A 26,206-nucleotide genomic window follows, 5' to 3' on the forward strand; every position below is an offset into this window, starting at 1 on the left:
TCCCCACTCCAAAGGCTTCAACCCTTTTTCATCGAGCAAGAGAAAAGCCCAGAATTGCGACAAGTGTAAGGCCATAACGTGCCGGGCGCAGTGCCGACATTTCTACGCTTTAGCCGTTTCCTACGGCGCACTTGCGCGTTAAAGAGAGCCTTTGACGACTCAGGGCTTCCTGCGTCTCCACGCAAGATAAGAAATCAGACGGGCACATGGCACGCATCCTCATCACTTCCGCGCTCCCTTACATCAATGGCATCAAGCATCTCGGCAATCTTGCTGGTTCAATGCTGCCAGCTGACGTCTATGCGCGTTTCAAGCGCCTTCAGGGCCATGAAGTTCTCTATATCTGTGCGACGGATGAACATGGCACGCCTGCTGAATTGGCTGCGCAGAAAGATGATGTGCCGGTTCAGGCTTACTGTGATGAACAGCATGAAATTCAGCGAGCCGCAGGTGAAGGCTTCACGCTGAGCTATGATCATTTTGGCCGTTCGTCTTCGTCTCAGAACGCTGCGCTGACACAGCATTTCGCGCATGTTCTTGAAGAGCGTGGCCTGCTTGAAGAACGCACCGAGAAGCAGGTCTATTCCATCGATGACGGCCGCTTCCTGCCGGACCGGTATGTTGAAGGCACATGCCCGCATTGCGATTTCGAAAAAGCGCGCGGCGACCAGTGTGACAATTGCGGACGTCTGCTTGATCCGGTCGAGCTGAAGAACCCGTACTCAGCCGTTTCCGGTTCTACCAATATCGAAATCCGTGACACGACCCATCTCTACCTCCTGCAGTCTAAAATGCAGGATGATATCCGTGAGTGGGTAGAAGCCTCCACGGAGTGGCCGCAACTGGCGAAATCCATCGCTTTGAAGTGGCTGGATGAAGGTCTGCAAGATCGCGCGATTACGCGAGACCTCTCCTGGGGTATTCCGGTCGCTTACGAAGGTAAGGTGCGCGAAGGCTTTGAGGACAAGGTTTTCTATGTCTGGTTCGACGCACCGATCGAATATATCGGCGCGACGCAGGAATATTCCGAAAAGCTTGGAAAGCCGGAAGAGTGGGAGCGCTGGTGGCGCACCGACAAAGGCGCTGACGACGTAACCTATGTCCAGTTCATGGGCAAGGACAACGTCGCGTTTCACACGGTGAGCTTTCCTGTGACAATGATCGGCTCACGCGAGCCGTGGAAGCTGGTGGACCGTCTCAAGGCGTTCAACTGGGTCACATGGTATGGCGGCAAGTTCTCCACTTCTATGAACCGCGGCGTGTTCATGGATCAGGCGCTGGAGCTTCTGCCGGCAGATTACTGGCGCTGGTACTTGATGGCGAACGCGCCGGAAGGCTCTGATGCTGCCTTCACCTGGGAAGGTTTCCAGGCTGCGGTGAACTCTGACCTCGCCAACGTGCTCGGTAATTTCGTGAACCGCATCACCAAATACTGCAAATCCAAGTTCGATGGTCAGCTGCCAGCCGCTGGCGCACCGGGCGAAGACGAAGCGTGGATGGAAGCGGAGCTCAAGACCCGTCTCAAAACGCTGATGCAGCATTATGAGGAGATGGAGTTCCGCAAAGCTGCTGCAGAAACGCGTGCCATCTGGGCGGCGGGCAACGAGTATCTCACACGCGCTGAGCCTTGGGTGAAATACAAGAATGACGTTGATGCGGCGGCTGTTGGCGTGCGCACGGGCCTCAATCTTGTAGCGCTCTTTGGTATTCTGGCTCAGCCGTTTATCCCGACAGCGGCTGCGAAAATTCTCGATGCTCTGGGCATTCCGGAAGAGAACCGCAAAATGCCAAATCCTGATGATGAGAACCTGCTGGATGCACTTCCGCACGGGATGGAAATCTCACCACCTGACGTGCTCTTCTCCAAGATTGAAGATGCTCAGGTCGCTGAATGGACGGAGCGTTTTGGTGGCGGGCAGTAATCTGACCGTTCAACGCTAAAAAAGAAGAGGCTCTGCCGTGCTGGTAGAGCCTCTTTCGTTAGCGCGCCAGATAATCGCTCGGGTTCAGCGCTTCACTGCCATTCCAGACCTCAAAATGAAGGTGAGGACCGGTCGCCTGACCACTCGCGCCGACTGTACCGATTGAAGCACCAACGCTGACGCGATCACCTGCAGATACGCTCGCTGTGTCTAGCTGGGCATAACGTGTGCGAATGCCATTGCCATGGTCGATTGTTACCATCAGCCCATAGGCACCCTGGGTCTCCGCCGAGACGACGGTGCCAGCAGCCGGAGCGCGCACGGGCGTGCCCGTGGCTGCGCCAATATCCATGCCGCGGTGGAAGGCAGCTTCACGCGTGATCGGATGGACCCGTGGCCCGAAACTGGACGTCAGGCGGCCTTCTGTCGGCAGGAATGCAAGTTCGAATGGTGCAGTGGATGTTTCATCCGCCAGCGCAAGCTGGACGCCGGCGAGAGGCAGAAGCATCATCGCGGACGCTAAGGCCGCAACGCGCGGGAGTGTCTTGCCAGTTGAAGGTCCGGGCTGCATTATTCGGGTAATTCTCATTCGGTAATCTCCTTTAGGTCCTTGTGAGAAGACCGCCGGAGCGCATGGCAGTGCGTTTCCGGCGGAATGCTTCAACGCGATGAGAAGAGTTTCTGCATAAGCGCTGGGCATGGAGGTGCGTGTGACGTCAGCGTCACATGCGAGTTCTGCGGCGTGGCGACAGCGTTCTGTCTGGTGACGCACGAACGGATTGAGCCAGAACAGACAGTCGATCACAGAAAGGCAGAGAAACCAGACGGCGTCCTGCCGGCTTCGGTGAGCGGCTTCATGCGCGATGATCATGTCGATCTGTGGCTTTGAGAGACCACGGAACAGCGCTTCGGAGATTATGATCTTGCCGCTCAGCGTTGTGATCGCTGAAATCGGCGCATCTGTAAGAAATACGCTTTCATGCGGTACGCTACGTCGTTCGACGGTCACCATGTGCGTAATGCGCTGGGCAAGTTTTGAGGCGTTCGAGAGTAAGCCTCCGAGATAAAGCATGCCGAGAGCGGGCGCGATGAACGGCCCGAAGTTCAGGTGGACGCTTTCTCTCACAGGTGCGCTTGGCAGGATCTCCTGATTGCCGCCGAAATAATAAGCAAGTTCCGGAAGCGGCAATTGCGACATGGCGAGCGTCGGCGCGAGCTTTAGTGCGGCAAACCCCAGAACAGGGGCAATGATCATCGAAAAAAGAACCGTCTTTTCGAAGCTTTCCGAGCGCCATGGTGCAGGAGTAAACCTCCGCAGGGCAGCGAGCAGGCCCGACCATGCAAAAGGAATGATGGCGCAGACTAGAACGAGAGCGGGTATCGCGATCATAACTGCGCATCCTTCTCGTTCAGGTCTTTCAGCAGGTCTTCTAGTTCGTCGATTTCGTCGTCCGAGATGAGGGAGCTTCCAACAAAGGCCGCAGCCGGCAGGGGCTGGTCCGAGCCGAGAATGTTTTTCGAGAAGTCACCTATCAGGCTCGCCAGAACCGAAAGCTTAGGTGTCGTTGGGATAAAGGTTTTTATGCCATGCACCATTTCAATGGCGATCAGCCCTTTATCCACCATCCGGTCCAGCGTCTTACGAGTGGATGAGAAAGACCATCCCGTGCTTGCCTCGGTTGCGTCGTGAATTTCACGCGCGCTCAGGCGGCGAGATTGCCAGAGCGGGCGGAGCAGTGTGAGCTCGGTATCTGTGGGTTTCATAGTGCGACTCATTTAAAGTGTGCGACATGTGTCGCGCGAGTGCGACGTGGAGTCAAATTACGTCAGGGTAATTTTTAGATTGGCGTGTTCTCGCTCCTACAGCGGCCCTACTTGAACCTGTCGCCGCTGCGTGGTCCTCTGCGTGCATGTATTTCGAGGGCTGAATCATGAAAAACACCTATCTACTCGGCAGCGCGCTGGCTTTGAGCCTTGCCGGACTGAAGCCTGCGTTCGCGCAGGAAATTGAAACAGGCGCTGATCTGATCTCGGTCTATCAGCACCTCCACGCCAATCCCGAACTGTCGCTTCAGGAAGTGAATACGTCAGCGCTCCTCGCGCGTGAGCTGGAAAGCCTCGGCTTTAATGTGACGACCGGGCTGGGCGATGACTGGGTTCGTGCGAAGGCAGAGCGCGAACAGGGCGTCGTTCGTGAGAATGTCGGTGGCTATGGCGTCGTAGGCGTTATGGAGAATGGTGATGGGCCGACGCTGCTCATTCGCGCTGATATGGATGCACTCCCGGTGCCTGAACAAACCGGGTTCAGCTTTGCGTCTGAACAGGTCGCGACCTCGTGGACGGGTGTTGAGGGGCCTGTCATGCACGCTTGCGGCCATGACATCCATATGACCTCGTGGCTGGGCACAGCGCGTAATCTTGTTGACCGCCGTGATGAGTGGTCTGGCACTCTGATAATGATCCTGCAGCCAGCCGAGGAGCTCGGGCTCGGTGCGCAGGCCATGCTGGAAGAGGGGCTGTTCAATGACTTTCCTGTGCCGGATTATAACCTCGCGCTCCATGTGAATTCATCCATGCCCGCTGGGACTGTCGGCTATGTGCCTGGCTTTGCTATGGCCAACGTAGATAGCGTTGACATCACTATCCACGGCGCAGGCGGCCACGGTGCGTATCCGCATACGACAATCGACCCTGTTGTGATTGCTGCGCATACGGTGACCGCGCTGCAAACGCTTGTTTCCCGTAATGTGAACCCTCAAGACCCGGCCGTTGTCACGGTCGGCGCGATCACCGCGGGCCACAAACATAACGTCATTCCGGACGAGGCGCATTTGCAGCTGACTGTGCGCTCATATGGCGATGATGTGCGTGAAACGCTGCTGAGCGGCATTGAGCGTATTGCGCGTGGGCAGGCCGAAGCCTTTGGTGCGCCGGAGCCTGAATTCTTTGTCGATCCGGATTATACGCCAGCGACCTTCAATGACCCCGACCTCTCCGAGCGCATTGGCGGCGCACTCCGCGCAACGCTTGGCGACGAGTCTGTGCGTATTTTGTCTCCGGTGATGGGCGGTGAAGATTTTAGCCGCTATGCGCGAACCGAAGAGAACATTCCGGGCATGTTGTTCTGGATCGGCGCAATTTCTGAAGAGCAGTATGTGGCGTCACAGAATGGCGGTCCGGGTTTGCCATCGCTTCATTCAGGGCTCTTTGGTCCGGACTATGAAAACACTATTGAAACCGGCGTGACATCTATGACGGCGGCCGCGATGGAAATTTTGGGAAATCAGTGATGTGATTAACCAATGAAGTAAAAAGGGCGGCCTTCAAGCCGCCCTTTTTATTCACCTTATTTTACAATGCCTTTTTCGTAGAGGGCATCGATATCAGCCTCGGATAGTCCCATTGAGGCGAGCGTTTCGCGGGTGTGTTCGCCCATAGCCGGAGCAGGGCCACTCGGGCCATCTTCAGTGCCCGGGAAACGTGCCGGAGAGCCCGGTGTCTTGAATGTGCCGCCTGAGCTGGAAGGCATTTCCTGAATACCGCCAGCTGCATAGACCTGCGGATCCTGAGCAACTTCGGCCAGAGACTGGACAGGTGCCCATGCAATCTGTTCTGCATCGAGGCGTTCAGAGATTTCGGTCATATCCATCTGGTTCAGCGCGGCGTCCAGACGCTCGACAACCTCACGTGAGTTCGCGCGGCGGCCTTTACCAGAAACCAGCCGCTCGTCGTCCGCCATTTCAGGTACGCCAGCAGCGCGGCAGATCGGTGCCCAGTCACCATTGCCCTGACGTGCCACGATCGTGAACCATTTTTCGTCCTTGGACTGGAAGAAGTTCATGATCGGCACATTGGTGCTGTAACGGTCTTTGGTGGACGCCACCTTGTTGAAGAAGAGTTGGATTGCGAGGTCGCTACCTACCGAATAGAGGCCTGCGCGGAGGAGGGATGCCTCTACCAGCTGGCCTTCGCCTGTACGGAATTTCTTCACAAGTGCAGCATTGATCGCGGACGACGCTGCAATCGACGTCACGTGGTCACCGAAAGCGGTTCGAAGCGGGAACGGGTCTGAGCCCTTTGGCGGGAAGAGGCGAGCAAGTCCTGCGCGGGACCAGAAGGACGCAATGTCAAAGCCGGGACGATCCTTATCAGGTCCTTCAAGGCCGTAGCCTGTCAGCGTGCAGTAGACCAGGCCCGGATTGATCGCTTTCAGCGCTTCATAATCGAGGCCAGAGCGCTCGAGGCCGCCCGGGCGCACGTTTGTCAGGAATACATCGGCTTCGGCCGCGAGCTTTTTGACGATCTCGACGCCCTCTTCGGTGGACGTGTCTACGACGATGGATTTCTTGCCGCGATTGTCGAAATCGAAGACCGGATTGTCCGTCGAATCAGTTCCGATAGAGGCAAAGAACTGGCGAATCGGGTCGCCTTTCGGGGGCTCGATCTTGATTACTTCGGCGCCCCAGTCTGCCAGAATGCATCCAGCACCCGGTGCTGCCATATAAGTTGCGTATTCAATGACCTTAATGCCTTGCAGCATGTTGCCTCCCACGAGCGTATCTGATTTCATTTGTGTTTCTTAATTTCTGACGAAAATATTAACCGCGGTAAGCAGACGTTAATGTTAACCGCCAAAATTAAGAGCGAATGTTATCCACTTTCGTTAAGGCTTTAACCGATGTCCGTCAAAGCGATGCGCCCGAAATTAAATCAGGATGATATTGTTCGTCTGATGAAGGGCAGTTCTGCAGAAGACCGTGCGCACGCAACGCACAAGCTCTGCCGCCGTATCGGCAATGAGGAATTGCAGTCTGAGGATAAGGTGTTCGCAGATCAGATTCTTAATCTGCTGGCACAGGATGCCGAAAAACTTGTTCGCCGCGCCATGGCGGTGACACTCAAGAATTCTCCGAATCTGCCACGCGAAGTGGCGTTAAAGCTGGCGCACGATATCGATTCTGTTGCGCTGCCTGTCATCGAGAACTCTCCGGTGTTTCGAAATTCGGACCTTGTGGAGCTCGTTCTCAACGCGACAGAAGCTAAACAGATTGCTGTTGCTGGACGCGAAAAGCTTTCTGCTGAGGTCGCGGACACGATTGCCGAGCATGCCTGCCGCGATGCGGTCGTTAAAATGGCATCGAACGACAATGCCAATCTGACGGAACGCGGATACGGTTTCACTATCGACCGCTTCAAAACCGACGAAGACGTGCAGGGCGCACTGATCTCACGAAGCTGGATTCCGCCGCAGGTCGCCGAGAAAATGGTGTCGCTGGTATCAGGCCAGATGTTTGATCTGCTGGTCAATAATCACGAGCTTCCGCCGCAGCTGGCGATCGAGCTTGCTTCCGGTGCGCATGAGCGTGCGACGCTCGATCTTGTCGAGCAGGCTGGTCATTCCAGCAACCTGCCACGCTTCGTACAGCAGCTCGCTCTGAATAACCGCCTCACGCCTAGTATGATCATGCGGGCCATGTGCCTTGGCCATGTGTCGTTCGTTGAACACGCGCTCTCTGAGCTGTCAGGGCTGCCACACCACCGGACATGGCTGCTTCTGCATGATGCAGGCTCGCTCGGACTGCGTAAAATCTTCGAACATGCAGGTCTGCCAAAAGGCATGCATGTGCCGTTCCAGATGGCGATCAATGTCTACCACGAACTTGACTATGACGGCCTGGATGGAGACCGCGAGCGTTTCCGTAAGCGCATGGTCGAACGCGTCCTGACGCAGTTTCAGAACATTCCGAAAGCGGATCTTGATTATCTGCTTGAGAAACTGGACGCGTACCGTGAGGTCGAGGACCAGCGTTCGGACGAAGCGGCTTAAGCGCCCTTACGCGTCACACACCATTTTCAATGCATGGGTCGCGCCGTAGCTCTGAAGGAGTTCGGCGCGTTTCCAATGTGCGCGCTCTATGATGACGTCACCGCCGAGCGAAGAAACGATTTCCGCGCGGTGTTGCAGCGTTTCGTCTGTCAGCAAATCGTCTTCCTGAACACGCATACGTTCCACCGCTGACCGAAGGCGCGCGCCAAACGGTGCAGTAGAAGATTGGCGGGCATCCAGACCGATACGGAAGCCCACACGTCGATAGGATTCCATGCGGCCAAGAACGTCGATCTCGCTGGAGGCGAGGCTTGCATCGTGGAATTCCATGACGAATTCCTGCGGGCACCAGCCTTCGGCTTCGGCAGCGACTTTACAATGGCGCGCGGCATCTTCGTATTGAAGAATGCAAAGCGGCATAGGCACGTGGATCGGACGAATATTAATGTCGTACTGACGCGCAGCATGAGCCAGCTTACGCAGCGTGGTCACAAGCCACGCCGTCGGATGATTCGTCGCTGTGTGACCCATTGGCAGGTCTTCAAACAGCGGATCAACGCGCGTGATAGGGAAATCAATCTCGCCGGTTGAGAGCTTCAGGCATGGCTCAAAACGGCTGCGAAACGGACGGTTACCAGGCGAAGTCGATGTTAATGCTGCGAAAAAGGCCTGGCTCATGATGTCTCCCTGGTCTGGACAAGGAGAGAGACTAGCAGGACACTCCTACAATCCTGTGCTGATCTGATCCGCAATTTCAGAGAAGCTCAAACGACAGTGGAGAGAATTTGTGAACGATTTCAGCAAGTCAGCAGAGCCTGTTCTATCCTCCACCATGCTGCTCCTCAAAGGTGAGGATGCCCCTACGGTACTCATGGTAAAACGCCATTATCAGATTGATTTTGCGTCCGGCGCTATGGTGTTTCCGGGTGGAAAAGTCAGCGCTGATGATCACCGGGAGGACTGGGATGGCTGGTATCACGGGACGTATTCTGATGACGAACTCGCCGCGCGAATTGGTGGCGTAAGAGAAGTGTTTGAAGAATCCGGAATTCTTCTCGCGACCCGAAAAGGGGATCCGGCTGGGAAATTTGTAGGTCAGTCTGTTTGTAATGAACTCGCTGAATTTCGTTCGCCCGTTGATCGGGGTGAAATGAGTTTTCTGGAGCTGGTACAAAAATATGAGTTGAAACTCGATCTGACAGATTTACAGCCCTATGCCCACTGGATCACGCCAGACTTTATGCCCAAGCGCTTCGACACGCGTTTCTATGTGGCGCGTGCGCCTGATGGGCAGGAGGCATTGCACGATGGCCGCGAAACGACTGAAGCTGTCTGGGTGACACCGACTGAAGTTCTGGAGAAGGCGGAAGCAGGAGAGGCAAAGCTCTTATTCCCGACACGCGTGAATCTGGAGCGATTGGAAGATCTGGGTTCTGTTTCAGCTATTTGCGAGTTCGCGCAGCCGCAGAACGTGGTCACAGTGCTTCCTGTCGTGGAGAGCGACGAAACCGGAAAGTTTCTCCGCATACCAAAAGCGGCCGGTTATCGTGTGACAACCGAGCCGCTCGAAAGGGTCATGAAAACAGTCTGAGGACTATTCGTATTCTGCGACGAGCTTGCCAGTCTGTGACTCGAGCTCTGTCGCCAGTGCCACACCAAGCGGGTGGTTTTCGGCTTTGATCTCGTCACGCATAGCTGTACGGCAAGCCTTGATGTGCGCATCAATCAGATTGACCGGCGCGATAGCACGCATCTCTTCAGACGCCAGAAGCTTGCAGAGCGAGTCTGCATAGCGTGTGATGAGTGGGTAGCCGTAGGTTGTCGCCAGACCTTTTAGGTCGTGTGACATGCCAAAGACGTCGCTGAGTTGCTTCTCGCGATCGGTCAGTGGCTTGGCGTTCGCCCATGATGTTTCCACACGTGTGATCTCTTCATCCAGCCATGTGTCAAACTCACCGGAAAGCGACTCGAGCGCTTTTTCTGCAAGTTTGATTGCATCATTGCTGTTGAGGGAAAGTGGACCGCCGAGTTTGGCCTTCAACACGTTAGGAGGCGTAATAATCTCTATTGGTTTCGCTTTACCCATTTGCCCCATCCGCTAGCTAAGGATTTGGTGAACCCCTAAAGGCACATACTTTCCTTAAGATTTTGTTCGTGGCGATTAGTGAATGTCAATGAGCGAACTGTTCCTGAAGGATTCTTTCTTCAAGAGCGTGTCCTTCGTCAAATAACATCACCAAAGGCTTGTTCCGGTCTTCAGTAATAGTAACTGATTCGACGTGCCTGACCTCCTGGTTGTCCGCTGAGGCGGCTACAGGGCGCAGTGTCGGGGTGTGAACATCAATCTGAACCGTCGCATTGTGGCGCAGAAGTGCACCGCGCCAGCGACGGGGGCGGAACGGGCTGATTGGTGTCAACGCGAGCAGGTTTGCGCCGATTGGAAGGATCGGGCCATGGGCGGACAGGTTATACGCTGTGGAACCAGCAGGCGTTGCAACAAGGACGCCGTCGCATGAAAGCGAAGACATACGAACGCGCCCGTCTATTGTGATCTGCAGCTTTGCGGTCTGAGATGACTGGCGAAGCAGAGAAACTTCGTTGATCGCGAGATTATCTGAGACGTCCCCGTCCACAGTGCGTGTCTTCATTCGCAGCGGATAGATGACAGCACGCTCGGCGCGGTCCAGCCGCTCCATGAGCTTGTCTTCGCGGTAGTCGTTCATCAGGAAGCCAATCGTGCCCTGATTCATGCCGTAGACCGGTCGCGGGTCTGAGAACCGGCGTCTCAGCGTGTCGAGCATGCAGCCGTCACCGCCAAGTGCGACTATGACGTCAGCATCGGCCTCATCGCACTGGCCATACTTCGCGATCATCGTGCGGAGCGCCTGCTGGGCTTCCGGACGTGCGCTGGCGACAAATGCGACTTTATTAGACATCAATACTACCTGTTTTACTTCGCGCCGAGCATTGGCAGGTCTGCAGCTCAGGTCAAGCATACCGCTACGGCGTCAGGGCAATTCTCTTCAGGAATGATTGGCGTGGCCAGTTATTTCGTTTAGTCTCTCGAAAAAATTACCTCGGGAGAAACAAAATGGCAGACGATCTGGGATTCGGTGACGTTAAATCACGTGTTTCAGCGGAAGAGTGGCAGGCGCGCGTAGACCTCGCAGCGCTTTACCGCCTCACAGCGTACCATGGTTGGGACGACCTTATTTTTACGCACATTTCCATGCGCGTTCCGGGCCCGGAACACCATTTCCTGATTAACCCATATGGCCTTCTCTTTGAAGAGATCACCGCATCGTCGCTCGTAAAAGTCGATCTGGAAGGCGAGATCGTTGAGGACACACCGTACAATATCAATCCGGCAGGCTTTACGATCCACTCAGCGATCCATGCCGCGCGTGAGGATGCTCGCTGCGTGATGCACCTGCATACGGATCAGGGCGTTGCTGTATCGGCTCAGAAGCACGGCCTTCTGCCAATTTCGCAGCATGCCATGATCGCTCAGCACGAAGTTGCGTATCATGACTATGAGGGTGTCGCCCTGAACCATGACGAACGCGAGCGCATTGTTGCTGATATGGGCAACAAATCCATGCTCATTCTCCGCAATCACGGAACGCTGACTTGCGGTGCAACCGCTGCACAGACTTACATGCGTATGTTCTATCTGGAACGCGCATGTAAAATGCAGATCATGGCGCAAGCCGGCGGTGGGGAGCTGATCATTTGTTCCGAAGAAGTTCAGGATGTCGTCAAAGGACAGAGCAATCCGAAAGGCATGGCTGTTCTTTCAGACAAACTTCTCTGGCCAGCGGCGCTTCGCCGTCTCGATCGCAATCTTCCAGGATACGACGCCTAAGCTTCCGGCTTCTGGCGGGATGGCTGTTAGTCGTCCAGCCAGCGGTCGCGGCCGGTTGGGTTCAGGATGCGGGCAGTCTGTTCGCGCGAACCTCACTGGCATTGGAAGATCACGGGCCGTTCAGTGCCAACCGCTCTGATCTTTATGCAGAGTATGGCCTGACGGATGATTGGACGCTCGCGGGCAAATTCGAAACCGTAGATTTTGAGACGTCTGACGCGTTTGATGCGGATGGCTATCGGCTGCAGCTGCGTCGTGCGTTATGGCAGGGCGATTTCTGGTCGACCACGGCTGCGGTCGGGTATGTGGAAGGCGCCGCCATTGGCGGTCGTCTCGGGTGTGAAAGCCGCGGCGGTGAGATCGAGCTGGGTGTCGGGCATTCAGGCCTGCTGGGTGAGGACACTTATTTTGCTGGACTTACCCTGGGGCACCGCAGCCATGAAAGTGACTGTCAGACGAACCGTTTGGAATTCGTCATGGGTGTCAGTGACGCGGATGGTTTCAACTATACCACCCAATACTGGTCTGAGCGCGGGGATAACGGGAATAGCGACAAAGTCGAATTTATGATTTCGCGGAATATTGGCGCGTTCGAAGCGGGCTTTGCGACACGCTATGAAATCGGCGGAGAGTTTGAAGAACAGGCCTATGTGTTCTCGCTCGCATTTCGCCATTGAAACAGGACAATAGGGTCAGGACGGATCGAAAAGCCGCCGGCCGATCTGAGGAGGGAATAATATGACGGAAGCGACTGGTCCTCTGGCTGGCGTAAAGATTGTAGACATGTCGACGGTCGTGCTTGGACCGTTCGCGACACTCATACTGGCTGACCTTGGCGCTGAAGTTATAAAAATCGAGAATGGCACGGGCGACGTCATGCGCCGCGCAGGGCCGTCTCCTGCACCTGGTATGGGGCCGATTTTTACGGCGCTGAACCGTAATAAGAAATCAATCCAGCTCGACGCAAAAACAGATGACGGCAAAGCCGCTCTGACGGAACTCCTGAAGGACGCTGATGTCTTCTTCCACAATGTTCGTATTGCAGGCATGGAGCGGCTCGGTTTTGCCTATGATGATGTGGCGAAGATCAATCCAGATATCGTCTATGTGCACTGCGCGGGCTACGGTCAGGGCGGCGCTTATGAGAAACGGCAGGCATATGATGACCTTATTCAGGTGGCGTCCGGCTTCTCCGACCTTTTGAGGCTGCGTGACGGCGGAGACCCTGCCTATATTCCGTCTCTCATCGCCGACAAGACGGTGGGCCTCTATGCCGTTTATGCGACGATTGCCGCGCTGTTCCATAAGGAACGCACAGGCGAGGGGCAGTTCGTTCAGGTGCCGATGTTCGAGACATTCACATTCTTCCACATGGTCGAAAATCTCTATGGGGAGACGTGGCTGCCGGGCAATGGCCGTATGGCGTACACGCGGTCCATCAATGTGAACCGCAAGCCGTATGCGACAGCGGATGGCTATATCGGCCTTGTGCCGTATTCAGATGACCAGTGGGAGCTCTTCTTCCAGATTGGTGGACGACCGGAGGTTTTCTCTGACCCAAGATTTGCGACCTATGAGGCCCGCACCGAAAATGTTGGGGAGCTGTACGGTATCATTGGAGAGGTCGCGAAAACCAAAACCACTGATGAATGGCTGGAGCTGCTCGACGAAGCGCAAATTCCGGTCATGGGCTTCAACTCAAACCTTGAAGTATTGAGTGATCAGCACCTGAAAGATGTGGGTTTCTTCGAGGAGCGTCTCCATGAGATCGGCCATAGCTATCGTGCGATGAAACACCCCGTTGCGTTTTCCAGAACGCCTGCCAACATCCGCAGTGAGCCTCCCGTTTTGGGGCAGCATACAGAGATCGTGTTGTCGCAATTGGGGCTTGGGGGAACATTCGACTGATATCAGGCGTTTGACCTTGAGACGACTAGGGGTAACATCCGCATCGGGATGCCATTCGGCATGAGGGAGATTACAATGCGGCTTTCGAAAGAAACCATTTCCAACAAAATTCTCAACGCTGCTCCGCGTGTGAATATGTCTCGACGTGAGCTTATTCGCGGACTGGCAGTTGGTTCAGTTGTGCCGATTGTCACCAGCTGCACAACCAATCCGGAAACTGGTACCAGCCAGCTTCTGTTGGTAGGCGAAGGCCAGATCGCAACTATGGCTGCGTCTGCCTGGACTGAGATGAAACAGCAGACACCATTGTCTACAAATTCTTCCCTGAACGCGCGCGTAAATCGTGTCTGGGAAAAGGTTGCGCAAGGCGCTGGCCGTGCCGATCAGGATTGGGAAATCGCTGTTTTTGATACGGATGATGCGAACGCGTTCGTCATGCCGGGTAATAAGGTCGGCGTTTATCGTGGTATCACCGAGCTGACCGAAAATGATGACCAGCTCGCGTCCGTGCTTGGTCACGAGGCTGGTCACGTTGCCGGACGACACGCGGCTGAACGCTATTCTATCGGTCTGGCGAGCCAGATCGCTCTTGTCGCGGGAACAGTGGCGATCCAGCAGTCTGACACGCTCCGTGAATACGGCGATACAATTGGTGTTCTCGGCGGCGCAGCGCTGCAATTTGGTGTTATTCTGCCATATAACCGTCGCCACGAGCTCGAAGCTGACCGTCTCGGCGTCGACTATATGTATCGCTCCGGTTATCGCGTGAGTCAGGCGCCGCGTCTTTGGGAACTCATGGCTGCACGCAGCTCAGGCAATCGTCCACCAGAGTTCATGTCCACGCATCCGGATCCAGAGCGTCGTGCGACAGAACTTCGCCAGTACATCAATGCGCGCGGTTACGATCTCGTCTGATCCGCGACAGCAATGATACAGATATGAGAACGGCCTCTTTCGAGGCCGTTTTTTATTTGGTTCTGAATTCGACGCGTTCGCCGTGGACGGTGACATCATCGCCAAGCAGTTCAGCGAGCCTGGTCGCGACCTCTTCTGGCGGCGGCAGGCTGAGCGGATCTTCACCCGGCATCGCATCGGCGCGCATGTCTGTGCGCACGGCGCCCGGGTCGAACAGATTGACGCGGATATCGCTGACCCTGGTTTCGTCAGCCCAGGCAGCAACCATGCCCTCAAGACCGGCTTTGGAGGCCTGATAAGCGCCCCAGAACGCGCGAGGGCGCGGCACGACACCTGATGTGATGAATACCGCGCGGCCAGCAGGGCTTGCGCGCAGAAGCGGGTCGAAAGACCGGATCAGACGCCAGTTTGCTGTCAGGTTCACATCAATCGTGCTATTAAATCCTGATGGCGTAATCGTTTGAAGCGGCCCCAGAGGGCCGAGAACGCCTGCATTGCCTACAAGGCCATCAAGCTTCTTCCAGCGCTCAAGAACGGCAACAGACAAACGCTCAATCGCATTGGCGTCCGTCAGGTCGAGCGGAACGAGAGTGACCTGTCCGCCAGCCGCTTTGATCTCATCGTCGAGCGCTTCCAGAGCTTTCTGGCTGCGAGCAACAGCGATGACGTGATGATTGTGTTTTGTAGCGAGTTCGACGCACAGCGCGCGTCCAATGCCACGAGATGCCCCGGTTACAAGGGTGAGTCTTTTATCAGTCATATCGGCTTTATCTCAGCGCTTAGTCGTCGAGGAAAGACAATTGAGCATCGCGACCGACTTCTTCGTTGCGGCGGTCGATCAGACGTGTCGGATAATCGCCGGTAAAGCAGTGGTCTGCGTATTGAGGTGAGTTGGTATCGCGGGCGACATCGCCAACGGCCCAATAGAGGCCATCAACGGAGAGGAAGTCGAGGCTGTCGACTTCCAGTTCGCGGCGCATTTCTTCAAGTGAGTGGTTCGCAGCGAGCAGTTCGCGCTCGGACGGCATATCAATGCCATAATAGTCCGGGAACTTGATCATCGGACTTGCTGAACGGAAGTGAATTTCCTTCGCGCCAGCTTCGCGAACCATGCTGACAATTTTTTTGGAAGTGTTGCCGCGGACGATGGAGTCGTCGACCAGAACCACACGCTTGCCATTCAGAACGAATTTATTTGGCGCGTGTTTTTTGGAGACGCTCGTTTGTCGATCCACTTGGGTAGGCTCAATGAAGGTACGGCCCACATAATGGTTGCGAATGATACCAAGCTGGAACGGGATGTTGGATTCTTCTGCGTATCCCAGTGCCGCAGGTACGCCGCTATCTGGAACCGGCACAATCACGTCGGCATCAGACGGGGCTTCCTGTGCAAGGCGCATCCCCATGCGGCGACGGACTTCATAGACGCTCTTGCCCTGAATAATGCTGTCAGGGCGGGCGAAATAGACGAACTCAAACAGGCAAGGCGCTGTCGAGCGGCGCTGAAATGGTGTCAGGCTTTCCACGCCGTTGTCTGTGATGATGACGACTTCGCCCGGTTCGATTTCGCGAACGAATTTTGCACCGATCAGATCAAGCGCGCATGTTTCAGACGCCAGAACGCTCGTCCCGCCAAGATCACCCAGAACCAGAGGACGAAGACCTACAGGGTCACGTGCGCCGATCAGCATTTCTTCTGTCAGTGCCACGAGCGCAAAGCCACCTTCAATCTGGCTGATCGCATCAACGAAGCGCTCTGTAATGCGTGCTTTATCAGAGCGGGAAATGAGGTGGAGAATAACTTCGGTGTCCATGGTGGACTGGAAGATTGCGCCTTTGTCGACGAGCTGACGGCGCAGAGAGCGGGAATTTGTCAAATTGCCATTGTGGGCGATGGCAATACCGCCGCAATCAAGGTCAGCAAAAATAGGCTGAATGTTGCGAATAGCTGGCGTGCCCTGTGTCGGGTAGCGGTTGTGGCCAATCGCAGATGAGCCCGGCAGACGGGTACGCATGTCCTGACCGACAAAGTTATCGCCGACGAGGCCGATATGGCGCTCGTTCACGAAATAACCGGATTTCTCATCATAGGTGGCAATGCCGCAGGCTTCCTGTCCGCGGTGCTGCAGAGCGTGAAGACCCAGCGCTGTAATGACAGACGCTTCAGGGTGTCGGAAAATGCCGAATACGCCGCATTCCTCGCGGAGCTTATCGTCATCATGGTCAAAAAACATCATGGTTTAAGCTCCGATTTTTCGATCTGTTTAGTACTAAGATCTGTCCGGCAGGTTTTCTGGAATTGCCTGCTGAACGTTGTCAGCTACCGCTGGAATAACGCTCTGTACCCAGATTACTGCCTGAATGAAATAGGGATATGAAAAAGAATCCAGTACCCAGGAAATCTCGGCCTCTTCGATGAACGGGCGTGACACAAAAAGCACGAGAACAATGATCGCGAAGGCCCGTGCCACGCCAAAAACGAGGCCGGTCACACGGTCCACAAGCGTGATATCCGTGGATGTGTGAACGAAGCGGGAAAACTTACGTCCAAGCCAGGCCGCGAATATATAGATAAAGAGGAAGGTGACAGCGACAACAACGACTTCGATCATGATCGGGTCGATCGTGTCTGGCAGGGCGCCCTTCGCGAGTGGTGTCAGATAAAAATAAGCAAAGAACGCCGCGCCGAGCGCGAGAAGGAATGCCAGAATTGAGGCGACTTCGCGGATAAATCCCCGAGCTAGTGCCATCAGGGCTGAAACTAGTGTCAGCAGAATAACGATGACATCAAACATCGTCATATTCAGTGAGTTCAGCAGTTCACTCATCGTCGTTTCTCACTTCCAGCATGTCAGCAAGGTCAGCCAGCCGCTTAATCGGCGTGTAAGTCAGGCTACCATGCTTTCGCTGAGGTCCTTCTGGTCCGAATGCGCACTTGAAGCCAAGTCTCTCTGCTTCTTTTAGCCGTGCATCCATTCGAGCGACAGGGCGAATCGCACCTGAAAGCGCAATTTCTCCGAAAAAGATTGATTTTTCAGGGAGCGGTTGGTCAGCCATGGACGATAATAAGGCAGCGGCAGCGGCCAGATCACCCGCGGGCTCCACCATGCGATAGCCGCCAGCGACAGACAGATAGATATCGCGGCCACCAATCTGCAGGCCGCAGCGTGCTTCCAGCACGGCGATCATCATGGCGAGGCGGTTATTGTCCCATCCAACAACCGAGCGGCGCGGGGTACCGTAAGCTGCCGGGCCAGCCAGCGCCTGCACTTCTGCAAGCATGGGGCGGGAGCCTTCCATCGCCGCGAAGACAGCTGCGCCTCCCGTGTGATCATCGTCCGAGCTCAGGAATAAGGCGGACGGTTCGCTCGCTGGGGCGAGGCCATAGGCAGACATTTCGAAAATGCCAATCTCATCGGTCGGTCCGAAGCGGTTCTTCACCGCGCGCAGAATGCGGAACTGGTGACCGCGTTCGCCTTCAAAATAGAACACGGTATCGACCATGTGTTCCACGACGCGAGGTCCGGCAATCTGGCCTTCCTTTGTGACGTGGCCGACGATGACCAGAGCGCAGCCACTTTTCTTGGCGAATCGTACAAGTTCCTGAGCGCAGGCTCTTACCTGTGAGACAGAGCCGGGCGCGGCTTCAACACTGTCTGACCAGAGCGTCTGGATAGAGTCAATAACGACAAAATCAGGCTTGGCTTTCTTGAGCGCTGAAAGAATGGTCCGCAGGTCCGTTTCCGTTGCGAGCTTAACCGGGCTGGAAGCCACTTTGAGCCGTTCTGCGCGGTCCTGAATCTGCGCTGCAGCTTCCTCTCCAGAGACATATACCGTTTCCAGTCCATTGCGGGCGAGACGTGCTGTGACCTGAAGCAAGAGTGTCGACTTACCAATGCCAGGGTCACCGCCGATCAGCGTCGCGGATGCAGGCACCAGACCGCCGCCGAAGACGCGATCGAGTTCATCGACGCCGAGCTTGGTACGCTCCGGTGCTTCTCGGTGATCATCAAGGCTGGAAAACTCTAGCGGTCCGCCAGCGGTTTTCTTGCTGGTCGGTTTCAGGCCGCCCGGGGCCGCGCTGAGCGTTTCTTCGACGAGCGTATTCCACTCGCCGCAGCCTTCGCATTTGCCATTCCATTTGGAATGAACAGTGCCGCAGGACTGACAGATGAATTGGGAAGTCGTTTTAGCCATAGCGATAAGCGGTATAGTGTTGAGGCGTGTTCGTAAAACCAATTCGAAACCGATTACAATCATAACTTCATCAGGCGCTGGCTTTGCCGCTCGTGTCCGGATAAATGATCGGCATGAAACGCATCGCAATCATCGGATCAGGACCTGCAGGCCTTATGGCCGCGCAAGCTGCGCTGGAGCAGGGCGCGCGAGTGTCGATCTATGAAGCAATGCCTTCGGCTGCCCGAAAATTTCTGATGGCCGGCAAAAGCGGGCTGAATATTTCTCACTCTGAGAACGTTGATCAGCTTTTAGGTCGCTACGACGCTCCGGACGGACGGCTTAAAGCTATGGTCTCCGCGTTCAATGCGTCGGACGTTCGTGACTGGATGGAGGCGTTGGACGAGCCGTCCTTCGTGGGCTCATCGGGCCGAATTTTTCCAGTTGCGATGAAAGCCTCTCCGCTACTTCGAAAGTGGCTGCGAAAACTGGCAGAGCAGGGCGCAGAACTGCATACCCGCCACCGATGGACCGGATGGACATCAGAGGGAATGCTCGCATTTTCGACGCAGAGCGGTTCAGTTCAGGTCGAAAGCGACGCGACTATTCTTGCGCTTGGTGGCAAGAGCTGGTCGCGGCTCGGGTCTGACGGTCAGTGGGCCAGTATTCTCTCTGAACGTGGTGTGCCCTTCGATCGGTTTGAGCCGTCCAATTGCGGTATGGAGGTAGGCTGGAGTGACCGTTTGCTGTCTCAGCATGAAGGCGCTCCAGTGAAGAGTATCGCGTTGAAAATGGGTGATAAGAGTTCGCGCGGCGACATAGTGATCACGCGGCATGGCATTGAAAGCGGCGCGCTTTATCCTGTCGCGGCAGATTTGCGCAAAGAGCTGTCATCCAATGGATCAGCAACGCTGCTGGTTGATCTTGCGCCGGACGTGCAAACGGATGCGCTGGCCAAGCGCCTTGCTTCTGCAAACAGAAAAGACTCCATGTCGAACCGGCTTCGCAAGGCTGCACGTCTGGATAAGCTGAAAGTCGCGCTGGTGAATGAAGTTACGCGCGGATCACCTCCGGGCGATCCTTCGGAACTTGCCACATTGCTGAAAGCGCTGCCTCTTACTGTGACAGGTACGGCGCCAATGGATGACGCCATCTCAACTGCAGGCGGGGTGTCCTGGGACGCACTGGATGAGCATTTAATGCTGAAGGCCGTTCCCAACACCTATTGCGTAGGTGAAATGGTGTCGTGGGATGCGCCGACCGGCGGTTATCTTCTCACGGCCTGCATGGCGATGGGCAAAGCAGCAGGTGAGGCCGCTGCTAAGGCTACATAGCCGGTTGGATAGGGCCTTCTGCACGACCGTGAACGAACTGGTCGACATACTCATTGCCTGAATCATCTACCGTATCGGCTGGGCCGCGCCAGATAATCTTACCTTCATAGAGCATGGCGATTTCATCGCCGATTTTGCGCGCAGACGGCATGTCGTGCGTGATCGAAACCGACGCGGCGCCAAGCCCCTTCACCTGTTCTACAATGAGATCGTTGATCGCGTCCGCCGTGATCGGGTCAAGACCGGTCGTTGGCTCGTCAAAAAAGATGAGGTCAGGGCGTGTCGCAATTGCGCGCGCAAGGCCTACGCGCTTCTGCATGCCGCCGGACAGTTCAGCCGGATATAGATCAGCAACTTCGCTTCCAAGGCGGACCTTTTTAAGCGTTTCGATAGCGTGGTCCTTGGCATCTGATTTCGACGTGCCTGATTTGCCGAGAAGTTTGAATGACACGTTTTGCCAGATTGGCAGACTGTCAAACAGAGCGCCGCCCTGAAACAGCATTCCGGTGCGCGCCAGCATAGCCTCGCGCGCCTTTTTCTTGTTCAGCTTCTCACCGTCGAACAGTATCTCGCCGTCATCAGGCTTCATCAGGCCGAGAGCGCATTTGAGCGAAACAGATTTGCCCGTGCCCGAGCCACCAATGATCACGAGGGATTTGCCCGGCGCGACATCAATATCGAGGCCCTGAAGAATTTTCTTCGGTCCGAATGCCTTGTGGACATTCGTCATCTGGAGAAGTGGTTGGGTCACAGGCCAATCCTCGTGAAGAGTGTTGTCATGAGGAAGTTTGAGAAAAAGATGAGCACTGCGCTGGAAACAACGGCAAGCGTTGCAGCACGGCCAACGCCGCTTGCGCCGCCCTGGCTGTTCTGGCCGTGATAACAGCCCATGAGAGCGACGACGCCGCCAAATACTGCAGCTTTGATAAGGCCGCCGATCACGTCGCCGCCGGTGACATAATCCATCGTGTTCTTGATGTAGAGATTGCCGTTAAAGTCCAGCGTGCCGGTTGCAACCAGATAGCCGCCATAAACGCCGATAATGTCAGCGATCAGGACAAGAATAGGTAGCGTCAAAACGGCAGCCCAGAAACGCGGCGCATACAGATACTGGAACGGGCTGGTTGAGAGCGTGTGAAGCGCATCAATCTGCTCGGTAACCTTCATCGTGCCGACTTCTGCCGCAATGCCTGCGCTGACGCGCCCTGCAAGCATCAAAGCCGCAAGGACCGGCCCGAGTTCACGGGTTATGCCGAGGACAACAATGTTCGGAACGAATTGTTCCGCGTTAAAGCGCGACCCGCCGACGAAAATATTCAGCGCGAGTGCAGCGCCCGTAAAAATAGCCGTCAGGCCAACAACAGGCAGCGAGAAATATCCAATGCGAATGCACTGTTTCAGCGTTTCTCCGAAGAAACCCCATGGCGTGAGGGCAGCGAGTTTGACGCGCGTGATGAATGTCGCGAGACGCCCGGCCTCGCCAAGCAGTCCAAGCACCGCTGCGCCGACCCACTGAAAGGGTCTGAATACTACTGGGATGGTGTCAGCCAATTGTCAGTCCTCGTCCTGCCACTCTCGTGAGATGCGACCGCCAAGGCGACTCGTCAACTCATAACCTATGGTTCCAAGAGCTTCGGCTTGTATTTCCAGCCCCGCTTTGGGGCCAATGAATTCTATGTGAGACCCGATAGCAGGCGGTTCAGGCAAATCTGTGACATCGACGGTCATAAGATCCATAGAAACGCGGCCGACAATCGGGCAGGGGCCGCCTTCATGCATTCCGAACCCGTAATTGGAGGCCGAGCGAAGATATCCGTCAGCATAGCCTAGCGAAACAGTAGCCAGCGTCATCGGGTATTTCGCTTCGAACGTTGCCCCATAGCCGGTATGTTCGCCTGCTTCGATACTGAAGACATTCAGAATGGGCGCTGTGACGCTCATGGCGGGTTTCAGGCGAAGTTCTGGCGGACGTGCAGGGCCACCTCCATAGAGCGCGATGCCGGGACGGATGAGATCAAAATGATAGTCCGGGCCGAGATAGCTTGCTGCTGTCGCTGAAAGGCTCGCTTTGCTTTCCGGAAACGCTGCAACAACCTCGCGGAATTTTTCCAGCTGCTGGCCATTCATCGGGTGTTCCGGCTGATCGGCGCAGGCGAGGTGGCTCATCACCAGAATTGGCGGAGTGCCCGATGTAAGCCCTTGCACCTCTGCCAGATCGGAAAGTCTCAGCCCCAGACGGTTGATGCCGGTGTCAAAGTGAAGCCCGTATGGGCGATCCGGATGCGCCTCCAGCCAACGTTCCACTTCCTCAACACGATTACAGATCGGCGTGAGGTCGTGCTGAATGATCAGCTCTGGCGAGTCGTTGGTGAGGCCGTGGAAGACGAATATTCGTTTATCCGGGCCGAAGGCATTACGGACAGCTTCGCCTTCACGCGGATAGGCGATGAAGAAGGTCTCACAGCCTTCAGAGGCTAGCCTGGCCGCCACTTCCGCTGCGCCGTGGCCGTATGCGTCAGCCTTGACGACAGCTCCAGTCTCGCTCGTAGAGCAGAAGTCACATAACGCGCGGTAATTGGCTGCAATCGTTCCGAGATGGACGACCGATCTCGGCCCGTTCAACTGTTCAGAGGCTACGCCGGACACATCAGTATTCGTCGGCGTTGTATCGTCGTTCGAGATCGCTGAACTTGGTGACATTCGGGTCAAAGTGTAGCTCTACCTTACCAATCGGGCCGTGACGCTGTTTGGATACGATAACTTCGGCAATATTACGAAGACGTTCCATTCTTTCTTGCCATTCAGCGAATTTTTCACCTGCATCGTCAGGTTCCTGACGTTCCAGATAGTAAGATTCCCGGAATACGAAGAGAACGGCGTCCGCATCCTGCTCAATGGAACCCGATTCACGAAGGTCAGAAAGCTGCGGGCGTTTATCGTCGCGCTGCTCGACCTGACGAGAGAGCTGGGAGAGGGCGATGACGGGTACGTGCAGCTCTTTCGCAAGAGCCTTGAGGCCCATGGTGATCTCAGAGACTTCCTGCACACGTCCCTGCGCACTCTTTGCGCCAGACCCTGTGATCAGCTGCAGATAGTCGATGATGATCAGGTCCAGGCCATGGCTACGTTTCTGGCGTCGCGCCCGCGCCGAGAGCTGTGAAATCGAGATGCCGCCCGTATCGTCGATATAGAGCGGCAGGGATTCAAGTTCAGCCGCTGCATCGCGGAGCTTGTCATACTCATGGCGCTCAAGGTCGCCCTGACGAATACGGTGGGACTGGATGCCGGAACGTTCGGCGAGAATACGCGTGGCGAGCTGCTCGCACGACATCTCGAGAGAGTAGAAGCCAACAATGCCGCCGTCTTCCAGAACGCGTTGGCCCTGTTCGTTTTGCGAGGCTTTATAGGCCGCGGCGACGTTATAGGCGATGTTCGTCGCCAGCGACGTCTTACCCATGGACGGACGACCGGCGAGGATAAGAAGGTCGGAATTGTGCAAACCGCCAAGTTTGCCATCAAGGTCCAGAAGACCGGATGAGATACCTGCAATCTTGCCGTCACGTTGGAACGCTGCGGTCGCAGATTCGATGGATTCGGTAACCGCCTGGCCAAATGTCTTGAAGCCACCGCGCGCAGAACCGCGCATTGCCAGTGCGCCGAGCTTTTTCTCTGCAGCTTCGATTTGCTGAGAGCCCGGCATGTCTTCTTCCGGGTGGGCCGCATGTGTGACCATCACCGAGCCGATGTCGATCAGTTCCCGACGAATAGCGAGGTCACGCACGATATGGGCGTAGTCGACAATTTCAGGACCGAACGCGGCGTGGTCGAGGAGTTCTGCAAGGTAAGCGGCGCCGCCAATGGTTTCCAGCATGCCGCGCTTGGCAAAGTCGTCATGCAGTGTGACGCCATCCGCCATTTTGCCGTTCGGAACGAACTTGGCGATAACTTCGTAAATCTCGGCATGTGCTGGGTTGTAGAAATCCGTTGAGATCAACAGCTCGGAGACGCGGTGATAGGCGTTGTTGTCGAACAGGATCGCACCCAGAATCGCAGCCTCGGCCGCAGTGTTATACGGGAGTTCGGATTTCGCGTTCGGAGCTGGATCGTCATATGCCATGAGGCAGCGTTAACCCTTTACTGCGGAAAGATCACGACTTGATTTTATCTGATTCGCGCTGCGTCCCCGTTTTCCACAGCCAGATGGACCTGTAGCCAACAAAAAGACCGCATTCGGAGGAATGCGGTCTCTGTACTCTGTCTTTAGCGATGGGATCAGTCTTCGAACTTGATGCCACCACGGTTGCCGCTCGCCCAGCGAACAGTGCCCTCTTTTTTGCTGCCCTTATAGAACATCTCGAAGAGTTGGCCGACTTCGCTCTGGGAGACGCCCTCAATACCAATCCCGCCAGCGTTTTCGTTCACGACATCGGCTTTGATAGTGCGTTCACCGGACTTCAATTCGACTTTTTCGCCGAAAATCGGTTTGCGTTCGCGCTTACGACGCTCGGAGATAGACTCGCGGGAGTGGAGGAATGCGGAAACATCATTCAGCTTCTCGACAACTTCGATACTCGCCCGATCAAGCTCTGTGAGCTTTTTCATGGCTGTTTCCATGTCGCCACGTTCTTTCGCAGCCAGCGCCTCGGTGGAAGATTTGTGTACGCGATGGTGCGGTTCCAGAAGTGAACGGAACGCTTCGAGATTGCGGAGCTCGCTATCTTCGACACTGTCATACCACTTGCCAAGACGGCAGTTATGGTTGTCCGGTACCTCGCTGGATTTCCACTGACCGCGTCCGAGCACTGCGTCGACGACACGTTTCTTGAACATGGTGTGGTCAATCTTCGCCATTTCGCAGAGCGAGCGGGATGAGGTCGCGCGGAACCACTGACCAGCTGCTTTGGAGAGATTACCGTTGCTGTCGGTCATCGATGTTGCAATGTCATCGAGGCAGGATGAGTTCTCGCGTGCGAGATCAGTCATACCGACGATATGGCTTGAGATTTCACGCGCGGAGCTTTCCTGTTGCTCAAGAATTTGAGCAACTTCGCTCATACGTCCGGCAACGCCTTCCATCTGGCTGCCTGCGCCTTCGATCTGGTCGCTGGCATTGTTGAGCGTTTCCTCGCCGGTATCGATTGCTTCGCGAGTTGCTGCGAAGTTTGCACTAATGCGGTCAATCTCGGATTGAAGGGTCTGAATCCGGCTCGCTACGTCTTCCGTCGCTGACGCAGTCTGGTTCGCGAGCGCCTTCACTTCGCTCGCAACAACCGCAAAGCCTTTGCCGGCATCGCCTGCGCGAGCTGCTTCAATGGTCGCGTTGAGGGCCAGAAGGTTGGTCTGGTCTGCAATAGACTGGATCACAGACATAACGTCGTTGATTTCAGCGGCCGCACCCTGAAGGGATGACAGGCTCTGATTGCTTCGCTCGGCAGCTTCGGCAACCGTTGAAATCGCACCACGTGCACGGACAACGCCCTGAACGCCTTCGATCAGACGAGTGTTGGTGTCTCCGGCTGCATTCGCGGCATTCTGGCTGGTGTCTGAGAGTTGCTGGATGGACGACACCAGCTCTTCGACAGCGGCAGCAACAGATTCGTTGGAGCTGGTTGCTTTTGCTGTGCTGTTGCTGAGCACGGCAAGGTTCAGCGTAACCTTGTTGATGTCATGCATGGAGTCAGAGATCGTGCGGAGGTTCTGATAATCATTGTCCTCACGCCATTCGATCGCTTCGTGATCGGTCATCTGGCTGGAATAGGATTCATTCGCCAGCGCCATATCCAGGAACATGCGCGAAATGAGGGTGTTGATGGCTTCTGCCGCGCGCTGCGGCGTAAAGCGGTGCGCTTTCAGAATACGCGGCACGGCTTCCATGAGGACGCGGCCATAACCGGCAATAAACCAGTCAGAGGTCAGGCCAATGCGAACGTGGGCCGAGCCAATTTTGCGCGCGTCAGATTCAAATTCACGAAGATCAGTTGTGATAAACGCCTTTTCCCAGTGCGTGGTCTGACGTTTTGCCAGATCGCCAGCACGGTGAGGTGATTTTTCAATCATAGCCGCGAGATTAGGCGTCTCGTTGATGCGGCTGTAAAACGCTTCAAGGATGTCTTCGATTTCTGGCTTCAGTTCCTTCCACACGGCTTTCGCGCGCGCGCCATTCGGATCTTCCGGCATCAGATATTTGAAAAGGTCCTCTGAGGTTGGCTTAGAAGCCGACGCAGAGTTTGACGATAATTTTTGTTGTGAAAGAGCCATT

General features: G+C 55.6%; 24 protein-coding genes. 9 read left to right on the forward strand and 15 right to left on the reverse strand.

What is annotated here, in order from left to right; genetic code table 11:
• Nucleotides 1–206: 206 nt before the first annotated feature.
• Nucleotides 207–1,922, forward strand: coding sequence for a methionine--tRNA ligase (metG, locus tag P1U45_RS11645; RefSeq protein ID WP_301059221.1), 1,716 nt, complete (start codon nt 207–209; stop codon nt 1,920–1,922).
• 58 nt (nt 1,923–1,980) lie between these two features.
• On the opposite strand, the gene P1U45_RS11650 is transcribed toward metG, so the two are convergent.
• Both P1U45_RS11650 and P1U45_RS11655 read right to left on the reverse strand, forming a co-directional pair.
• Nucleotides 1,981–3,312, reverse strand: coding sequence for a M23/M56 family metallopeptidase (locus P1U45_RS11650; RefSeq protein WP_301059222.1), 1,332 nt, complete (start codon nt 3,310–3,312; stop codon nt 1,981–1,983).
• Nucleotides 3,309–3,686: a BlaI/MecI/CopY family transcriptional regulator gene (locus P1U45_RS11655; RefSeq protein WP_301059223.1), complete on the reverse strand. Its 378-nt coding sequence runs from the start codon at nt 3,684–3,686 to the stop codon at nt 3,309–3,311. The genes P1U45_RS11650 and P1U45_RS11655 overlap by 4 nt, the downstream gene beginning before the upstream one ends.
• 167 nt (nt 3,687–3,853) lie before the next feature.
• Here P1U45_RS11655 and P1U45_RS11660 point away from each other — a divergent pair, with 167 nt between their 5' ends.
• On the forward strand, nt 3,854–5,212 hold the full coding sequence (locus tag P1U45_RS11660; RefSeq protein WP_301059224.1) for an amidohydrolase: 1,359 nt from the start codon (nt 3,854–3,856) through the stop codon (nt 5,210–5,212).
• Nucleotides 5,213–5,268: 56 nt separating this feature from the next.
• Here the strand turns inward: P1U45_RS11660 and P1U45_RS11665 are convergent, their stop codons facing one another.
• On the reverse strand, nt 5,269–6,492 hold the full coding sequence (locus P1U45_RS11665; RefSeq protein WP_301059225.1) for a CaiB/BaiF CoA-transferase family protein: 1,224 nt from the start codon (nt 6,490–6,492) through the stop codon (nt 5,269–5,271).
• 108 nt (nt 6,493–6,600) lie between these two features.
• On the opposite strand from P1U45_RS11665, the gene P1U45_RS11670 reads away from it, so the two are divergent.
• On the forward strand, nt 6,601–7,749 hold the full coding sequence (locus tag P1U45_RS11670; protein ID WP_301059226.1) for a DUF2336 domain-containing protein: 1,149 nt from the start codon (nt 6,601–6,603) through the stop codon (nt 7,747–7,749).
• Between the two features lie 6 nt (nt 7,750–7,755).
• Here the strand turns inward: P1U45_RS11670 and P1U45_RS11675 are convergent, their stop codons facing one another.
• Entirely contained in the window at nt 7,756–8,427 is a 672-nt protein-coding gene (locus P1U45_RS11675; RefSeq protein ID WP_301059227.1) for a hypothetical protein, read from the reverse strand.
• 109 nt (nt 8,428–8,536) lie between these two features.
• Between P1U45_RS11675 and P1U45_RS11680 the strand changes: the two genes are divergently transcribed.
• The gene (locus tag P1U45_RS11680; protein WP_301059228.1) at nt 8,537–9,340 is read left to right on the forward strand and encodes an NUDIX hydrolase; all 804 of its coding nucleotides are present in this window, start codon (nt 8,537–8,539) and stop codon (nt 9,338–9,340) included.
• A gap of 3 nt (nt 9,341–9,343) precedes the next feature.
• On the opposite strand, the gene P1U45_RS11685 is transcribed toward P1U45_RS11680, so the two are convergent.
• Nucleotides 9,344–9,835: a hypothetical protein gene (locus tag P1U45_RS11685; RefSeq protein ID WP_293609405.1), complete on the reverse strand. Its 492-nt coding sequence runs from the start codon at nt 9,833–9,835 to the stop codon at nt 9,344–9,346.
• An 85-nt stretch (nt 9,836–9,920) separates the two neighbouring features.
• Nucleotides 9,921–10,685 (reverse strand): NAD kinase, encoded by a 765-nt coding sequence (locus tag P1U45_RS11690; protein ID WP_293609406.1) that lies wholly within the window; start codon nt 10,683–10,685, stop codon nt 9,921–9,923.
• Between the two features lie 155 nt (nt 10,686–10,840).
• Here P1U45_RS11690 and P1U45_RS11695 point away from each other — a divergent pair, with 155 nt between their 5' ends.
• The 4 genes from P1U45_RS11695 (at nt 10,841) to P1U45_RS11710 (ending at nt 14,437) form a co-directional block, all read left to right on the forward strand.
• Nucleotides 10,841–11,614 carry a class II aldolase/adducin family protein gene (locus tag P1U45_RS11695; RefSeq protein WP_301059229.1) on the forward strand — a complete coding sequence of 258 codons (774 nt, stop codon included), beginning with the start codon at nt 10,841–10,843 and terminating at the stop codon, nt 11,612–11,614.
• A 101-nt stretch (nt 11,615–11,715) separates the two neighbouring features.
• Nucleotides 11,716–12,291 (forward strand): hypothetical protein, encoded by a 576-nt coding sequence (locus tag P1U45_RS11700; RefSeq protein WP_301059230.1) that lies wholly within the window; start codon nt 11,716–11,718, stop codon nt 12,289–12,291.
• Between the two features lie 61 nt (nt 12,292–12,352).
• Nucleotides 12,353–13,522 (forward strand): CoA transferase, encoded by a 1,170-nt coding sequence (locus P1U45_RS11705; RefSeq protein WP_301059231.1) that lies wholly within the window; start codon nt 12,353–12,355, stop codon nt 13,520–13,522.
• A gap of 75 nt (nt 13,523–13,597) precedes the next feature.
• Nucleotides 13,598–14,437 (forward strand): M48 family metallopeptidase, encoded by an 840-nt coding sequence (locus P1U45_RS11710; RefSeq protein ID WP_301059232.1) that lies wholly within the window; start codon nt 13,598–13,600, stop codon nt 14,435–14,437.
• Nucleotides 14,438–14,489: 52 nt separating this feature from the next.
• On the opposite strand, the gene P1U45_RS11715 is transcribed toward P1U45_RS11710, so the two are convergent.
• From P1U45_RS11715 to radA, 4 genes are read right to left on the reverse strand one after another with little or no spacing between them, the layout of a single operon-like run.
• A complete protein-coding gene (locus P1U45_RS11715; RefSeq protein WP_293609410.1) occupies nt 14,490–15,197 on the reverse strand; it encodes an SDR family NAD(P)-dependent oxidoreductase in 708 nt (235 codons plus the stop codon).
• A gap of 19 nt (nt 15,198–15,216) precedes the next feature.
• The gene (purF, locus tag P1U45_RS11720) at nt 15,217–16,674 is read right to left on the reverse strand and encodes an amidophosphoribosyltransferase (RefSeq protein ID WP_301059233.1); all 1,458 of its coding nucleotides are present in this window, start codon (nt 16,672–16,674) and stop codon (nt 15,217–15,219) included.
• Between the two features lie 33 nt (nt 16,675–16,707).
• On the reverse strand, nt 16,708–17,265 hold the full coding sequence (locus P1U45_RS11725) for a CvpA family protein (protein WP_301059234.1): 558 nt from the start codon (nt 17,263–17,265) through the stop codon (nt 16,708–16,710).
• Complete coding sequence (radA, locus tag P1U45_RS11730; protein WP_366144998.1) at nt 17,258–18,634, reverse strand: DNA repair protein RadA; 1,377 nt, start codon at nt 18,632–18,634, stop codon at nt 17,258–17,260. The genes P1U45_RS11725 and radA overlap by 8 nt, the downstream gene beginning before the upstream one ends.
• A 113-nt stretch (nt 18,635–18,747) precedes the next feature.
• Between radA and P1U45_RS11735 the strand changes: the two genes are divergently transcribed.
• Entirely contained in the window at nt 18,748–19,947 is a 1,200-nt protein-coding gene (locus tag P1U45_RS11735) for a TIGR03862 family flavoprotein (protein WP_301059236.1), read from the forward strand.
• On the opposite strand, the gene P1U45_RS11740 is transcribed toward P1U45_RS11735, so the two are convergent.
• From P1U45_RS11740 to P1U45_RS11760, 5 genes are all read right to left on the reverse strand, one after another.
• Nucleotides 19,940–20,698: an ATP-binding cassette domain-containing protein gene (locus P1U45_RS11740; protein WP_301059237.1), complete on the reverse strand. Its 759-nt coding sequence runs from the start codon at nt 20,696–20,698 to the stop codon at nt 19,940–19,942. The two genes, P1U45_RS11735 and P1U45_RS11740, sit on opposite strands and share 8 nt — an antisense overlap.
• On the reverse strand, nt 20,695–21,444 hold the full coding sequence (locus tag P1U45_RS11745) for an ABC transporter permease (protein ID WP_366144999.1): 750 nt from the start codon (nt 21,442–21,444) through the stop codon (nt 20,695–20,697). Before P1U45_RS11745 ends, P1U45_RS11740 begins: the two co-directional genes overlap by 4 nt.
• 57 nt (nt 21,445–21,501) lie before the next feature.
• The gene (gene alr / locus P1U45_RS11750; protein ID WP_301059294.1) at nt 21,502–22,647 is read right to left on the reverse strand and encodes an alanine racemase; all 1,146 of its coding nucleotides are present in this window, start codon (nt 22,645–22,647) and stop codon (nt 21,502–21,504) included.
• Nucleotides 22,595–24,064 carry a replicative DNA helicase gene (locus tag P1U45_RS11755; RefSeq protein ID WP_293609417.1) on the reverse strand — a complete coding sequence of 490 codons (1,470 nt, stop codon included), beginning with the start codon at nt 24,062–24,064 and terminating at the stop codon, nt 22,595–22,597. Before P1U45_RS11755 ends, alr begins: the two co-directional genes overlap by 53 nt.
• Nucleotides 24,065–24,219: 155 nt before the next feature.
• Nucleotides 24,220–26,205, reverse strand: a complete 1,986-nt coding sequence (locus tag P1U45_RS11760) for a methyl-accepting chemotaxis protein (RefSeq protein WP_301059239.1) — start codon at nt 26,203–26,205, stop codon at nt 24,220–24,222.
• Between the last annotated feature and the right edge of the window lies 1 nt (nt 26,206).

This window comes from Ponticaulis sp. (genome assembly GCF_029210165.1).
Classification (GTDB): Bacteria; Pseudomonadota; Alphaproteobacteria; order Caulobacterales; family Hyphomonadaceae; genus Ponticaulis.

What these genes read in the sequence shown, in the direction of transcription:
- metG (WP_301059221.1), top strand. Translation starts at nt 207, where the DNA reads ATGGCACGCATCCTCATCACTTCCGCGCTCCCTTACATCAATGGCATC.
- P1U45_RS11650 (WP_301059222.1), bottom strand. Translation starts at nt 3,312, where the DNA reads ATGATCGCGATACCCGCTCTCGTTCTAGTCTGCGCCATCATTCCTTTT.
- P1U45_RS11655 (WP_301059223.1), bottom strand. Translation starts at nt 3,686, where the DNA reads ATGAAACCCACAGATACCGAGCTCACACTGCTCCGCCCGCTCTGGCAA.
- P1U45_RS11660 (WP_301059224.1), top strand. Translation starts at nt 3,854, where the DNA reads ATGAAAAACACCTATCTACTCGGCAGCGCGCTGGCTTTGAGCCTTGCC.
- P1U45_RS11665 (WP_301059225.1), bottom strand. Translation starts at nt 6,492, where the DNA reads ATGAAATCAGATACGCTCGTGGGAGGCAACATGCTGCAAGGCATTAAG.
- P1U45_RS11670 (WP_301059226.1), top strand. Translation starts at nt 6,601, where the DNA reads ATGTCCGTCAAAGCGATGCGCCCGAAATTAAATCAGGATGATATTGTT.
- P1U45_RS11675 (WP_301059227.1), bottom strand. Translation starts at nt 8,427, where the DNA reads ATGAGCCAGGCCTTTTTCGCAGCATTAACATCGACTTCGCCTGGTAAC.
- P1U45_RS11685 (WP_293609405.1), bottom strand. Translation starts at nt 9,835, where the DNA reads ATGGGTAAAGCGAAACCAATAGAGATTATTACGCCTCCTAACGTGTTG.
- P1U45_RS11690 (WP_293609406.1), bottom strand. Translation starts at nt 10,685, where the DNA reads ATGTCTAATAAAGTCGCATTTGTCGCCAGCGCACGTCCGGAAGCCCAG.
- P1U45_RS11695 (WP_301059229.1), top strand. Translation starts at nt 10,841, where the DNA reads ATGGCAGACGATCTGGGATTCGGTGACGTTAAATCACGTGTTTCAGCG.
- P1U45_RS11705 (WP_301059231.1), top strand. Translation starts at nt 12,353, where the DNA reads ATGACGGAAGCGACTGGTCCTCTGGCTGGCGTAAAGATTGTAGACATG.
- P1U45_RS11710 (WP_301059232.1), top strand. Translation starts at nt 13,598, where the DNA reads ATGCGGCTTTCGAAAGAAACCATTTCCAACAAAATTCTCAACGCTGCT.
- P1U45_RS11715 (WP_293609410.1), bottom strand. Translation starts at nt 15,197, where the DNA reads ATGACTGATAAAAGACTCACCCTTGTAACCGGGGCATCTCGTGGCATT.
- purF (WP_301059233.1), bottom strand. Translation starts at nt 16,674, where the DNA reads ATGATGTTTTTTGACCATGATGACGATAAGCTCCGCGAGGAATGCGGC.
- P1U45_RS11725 (WP_301059234.1), bottom strand. Translation starts at nt 17,265, where the DNA reads ATGAGTGAACTGCTGAACTCACTGAATATGACGATGTTTGATGTCATC.
- radA (WP_366144998.1), bottom strand. Translation starts at nt 18,634, where the DNA reads ATGGCTAAAACGACTTCCCAATTCATCTGTCAGTCCTGCGGCACTGTT.
- P1U45_RS11735 (WP_301059236.1), top strand. Translation starts at nt 18,748, where the DNA reads ATGAAACGCATCGCAATCATCGGATCAGGACCTGCAGGCCTTATGGCC.
- alr (WP_301059294.1), bottom strand. Translation starts at nt 22,647, where the DNA reads ATGTCACCAAGTTCAGCGATCTCGAACGACGATACAACGCCGACGAAT.
- P1U45_RS11755 (WP_293609417.1), bottom strand. Translation starts at nt 24,064, where the DNA reads ATGGCATATGACGATCCAGCTCCGAACGCGAAATCCGAACTCCCGTAT.
- P1U45_RS11760 (WP_301059239.1), bottom strand. Translation starts at nt 26,205, where the DNA reads ATGGCTCTTTCACAACAAAAATTATCGTCAAACTCTGCGTCGGCTTCT.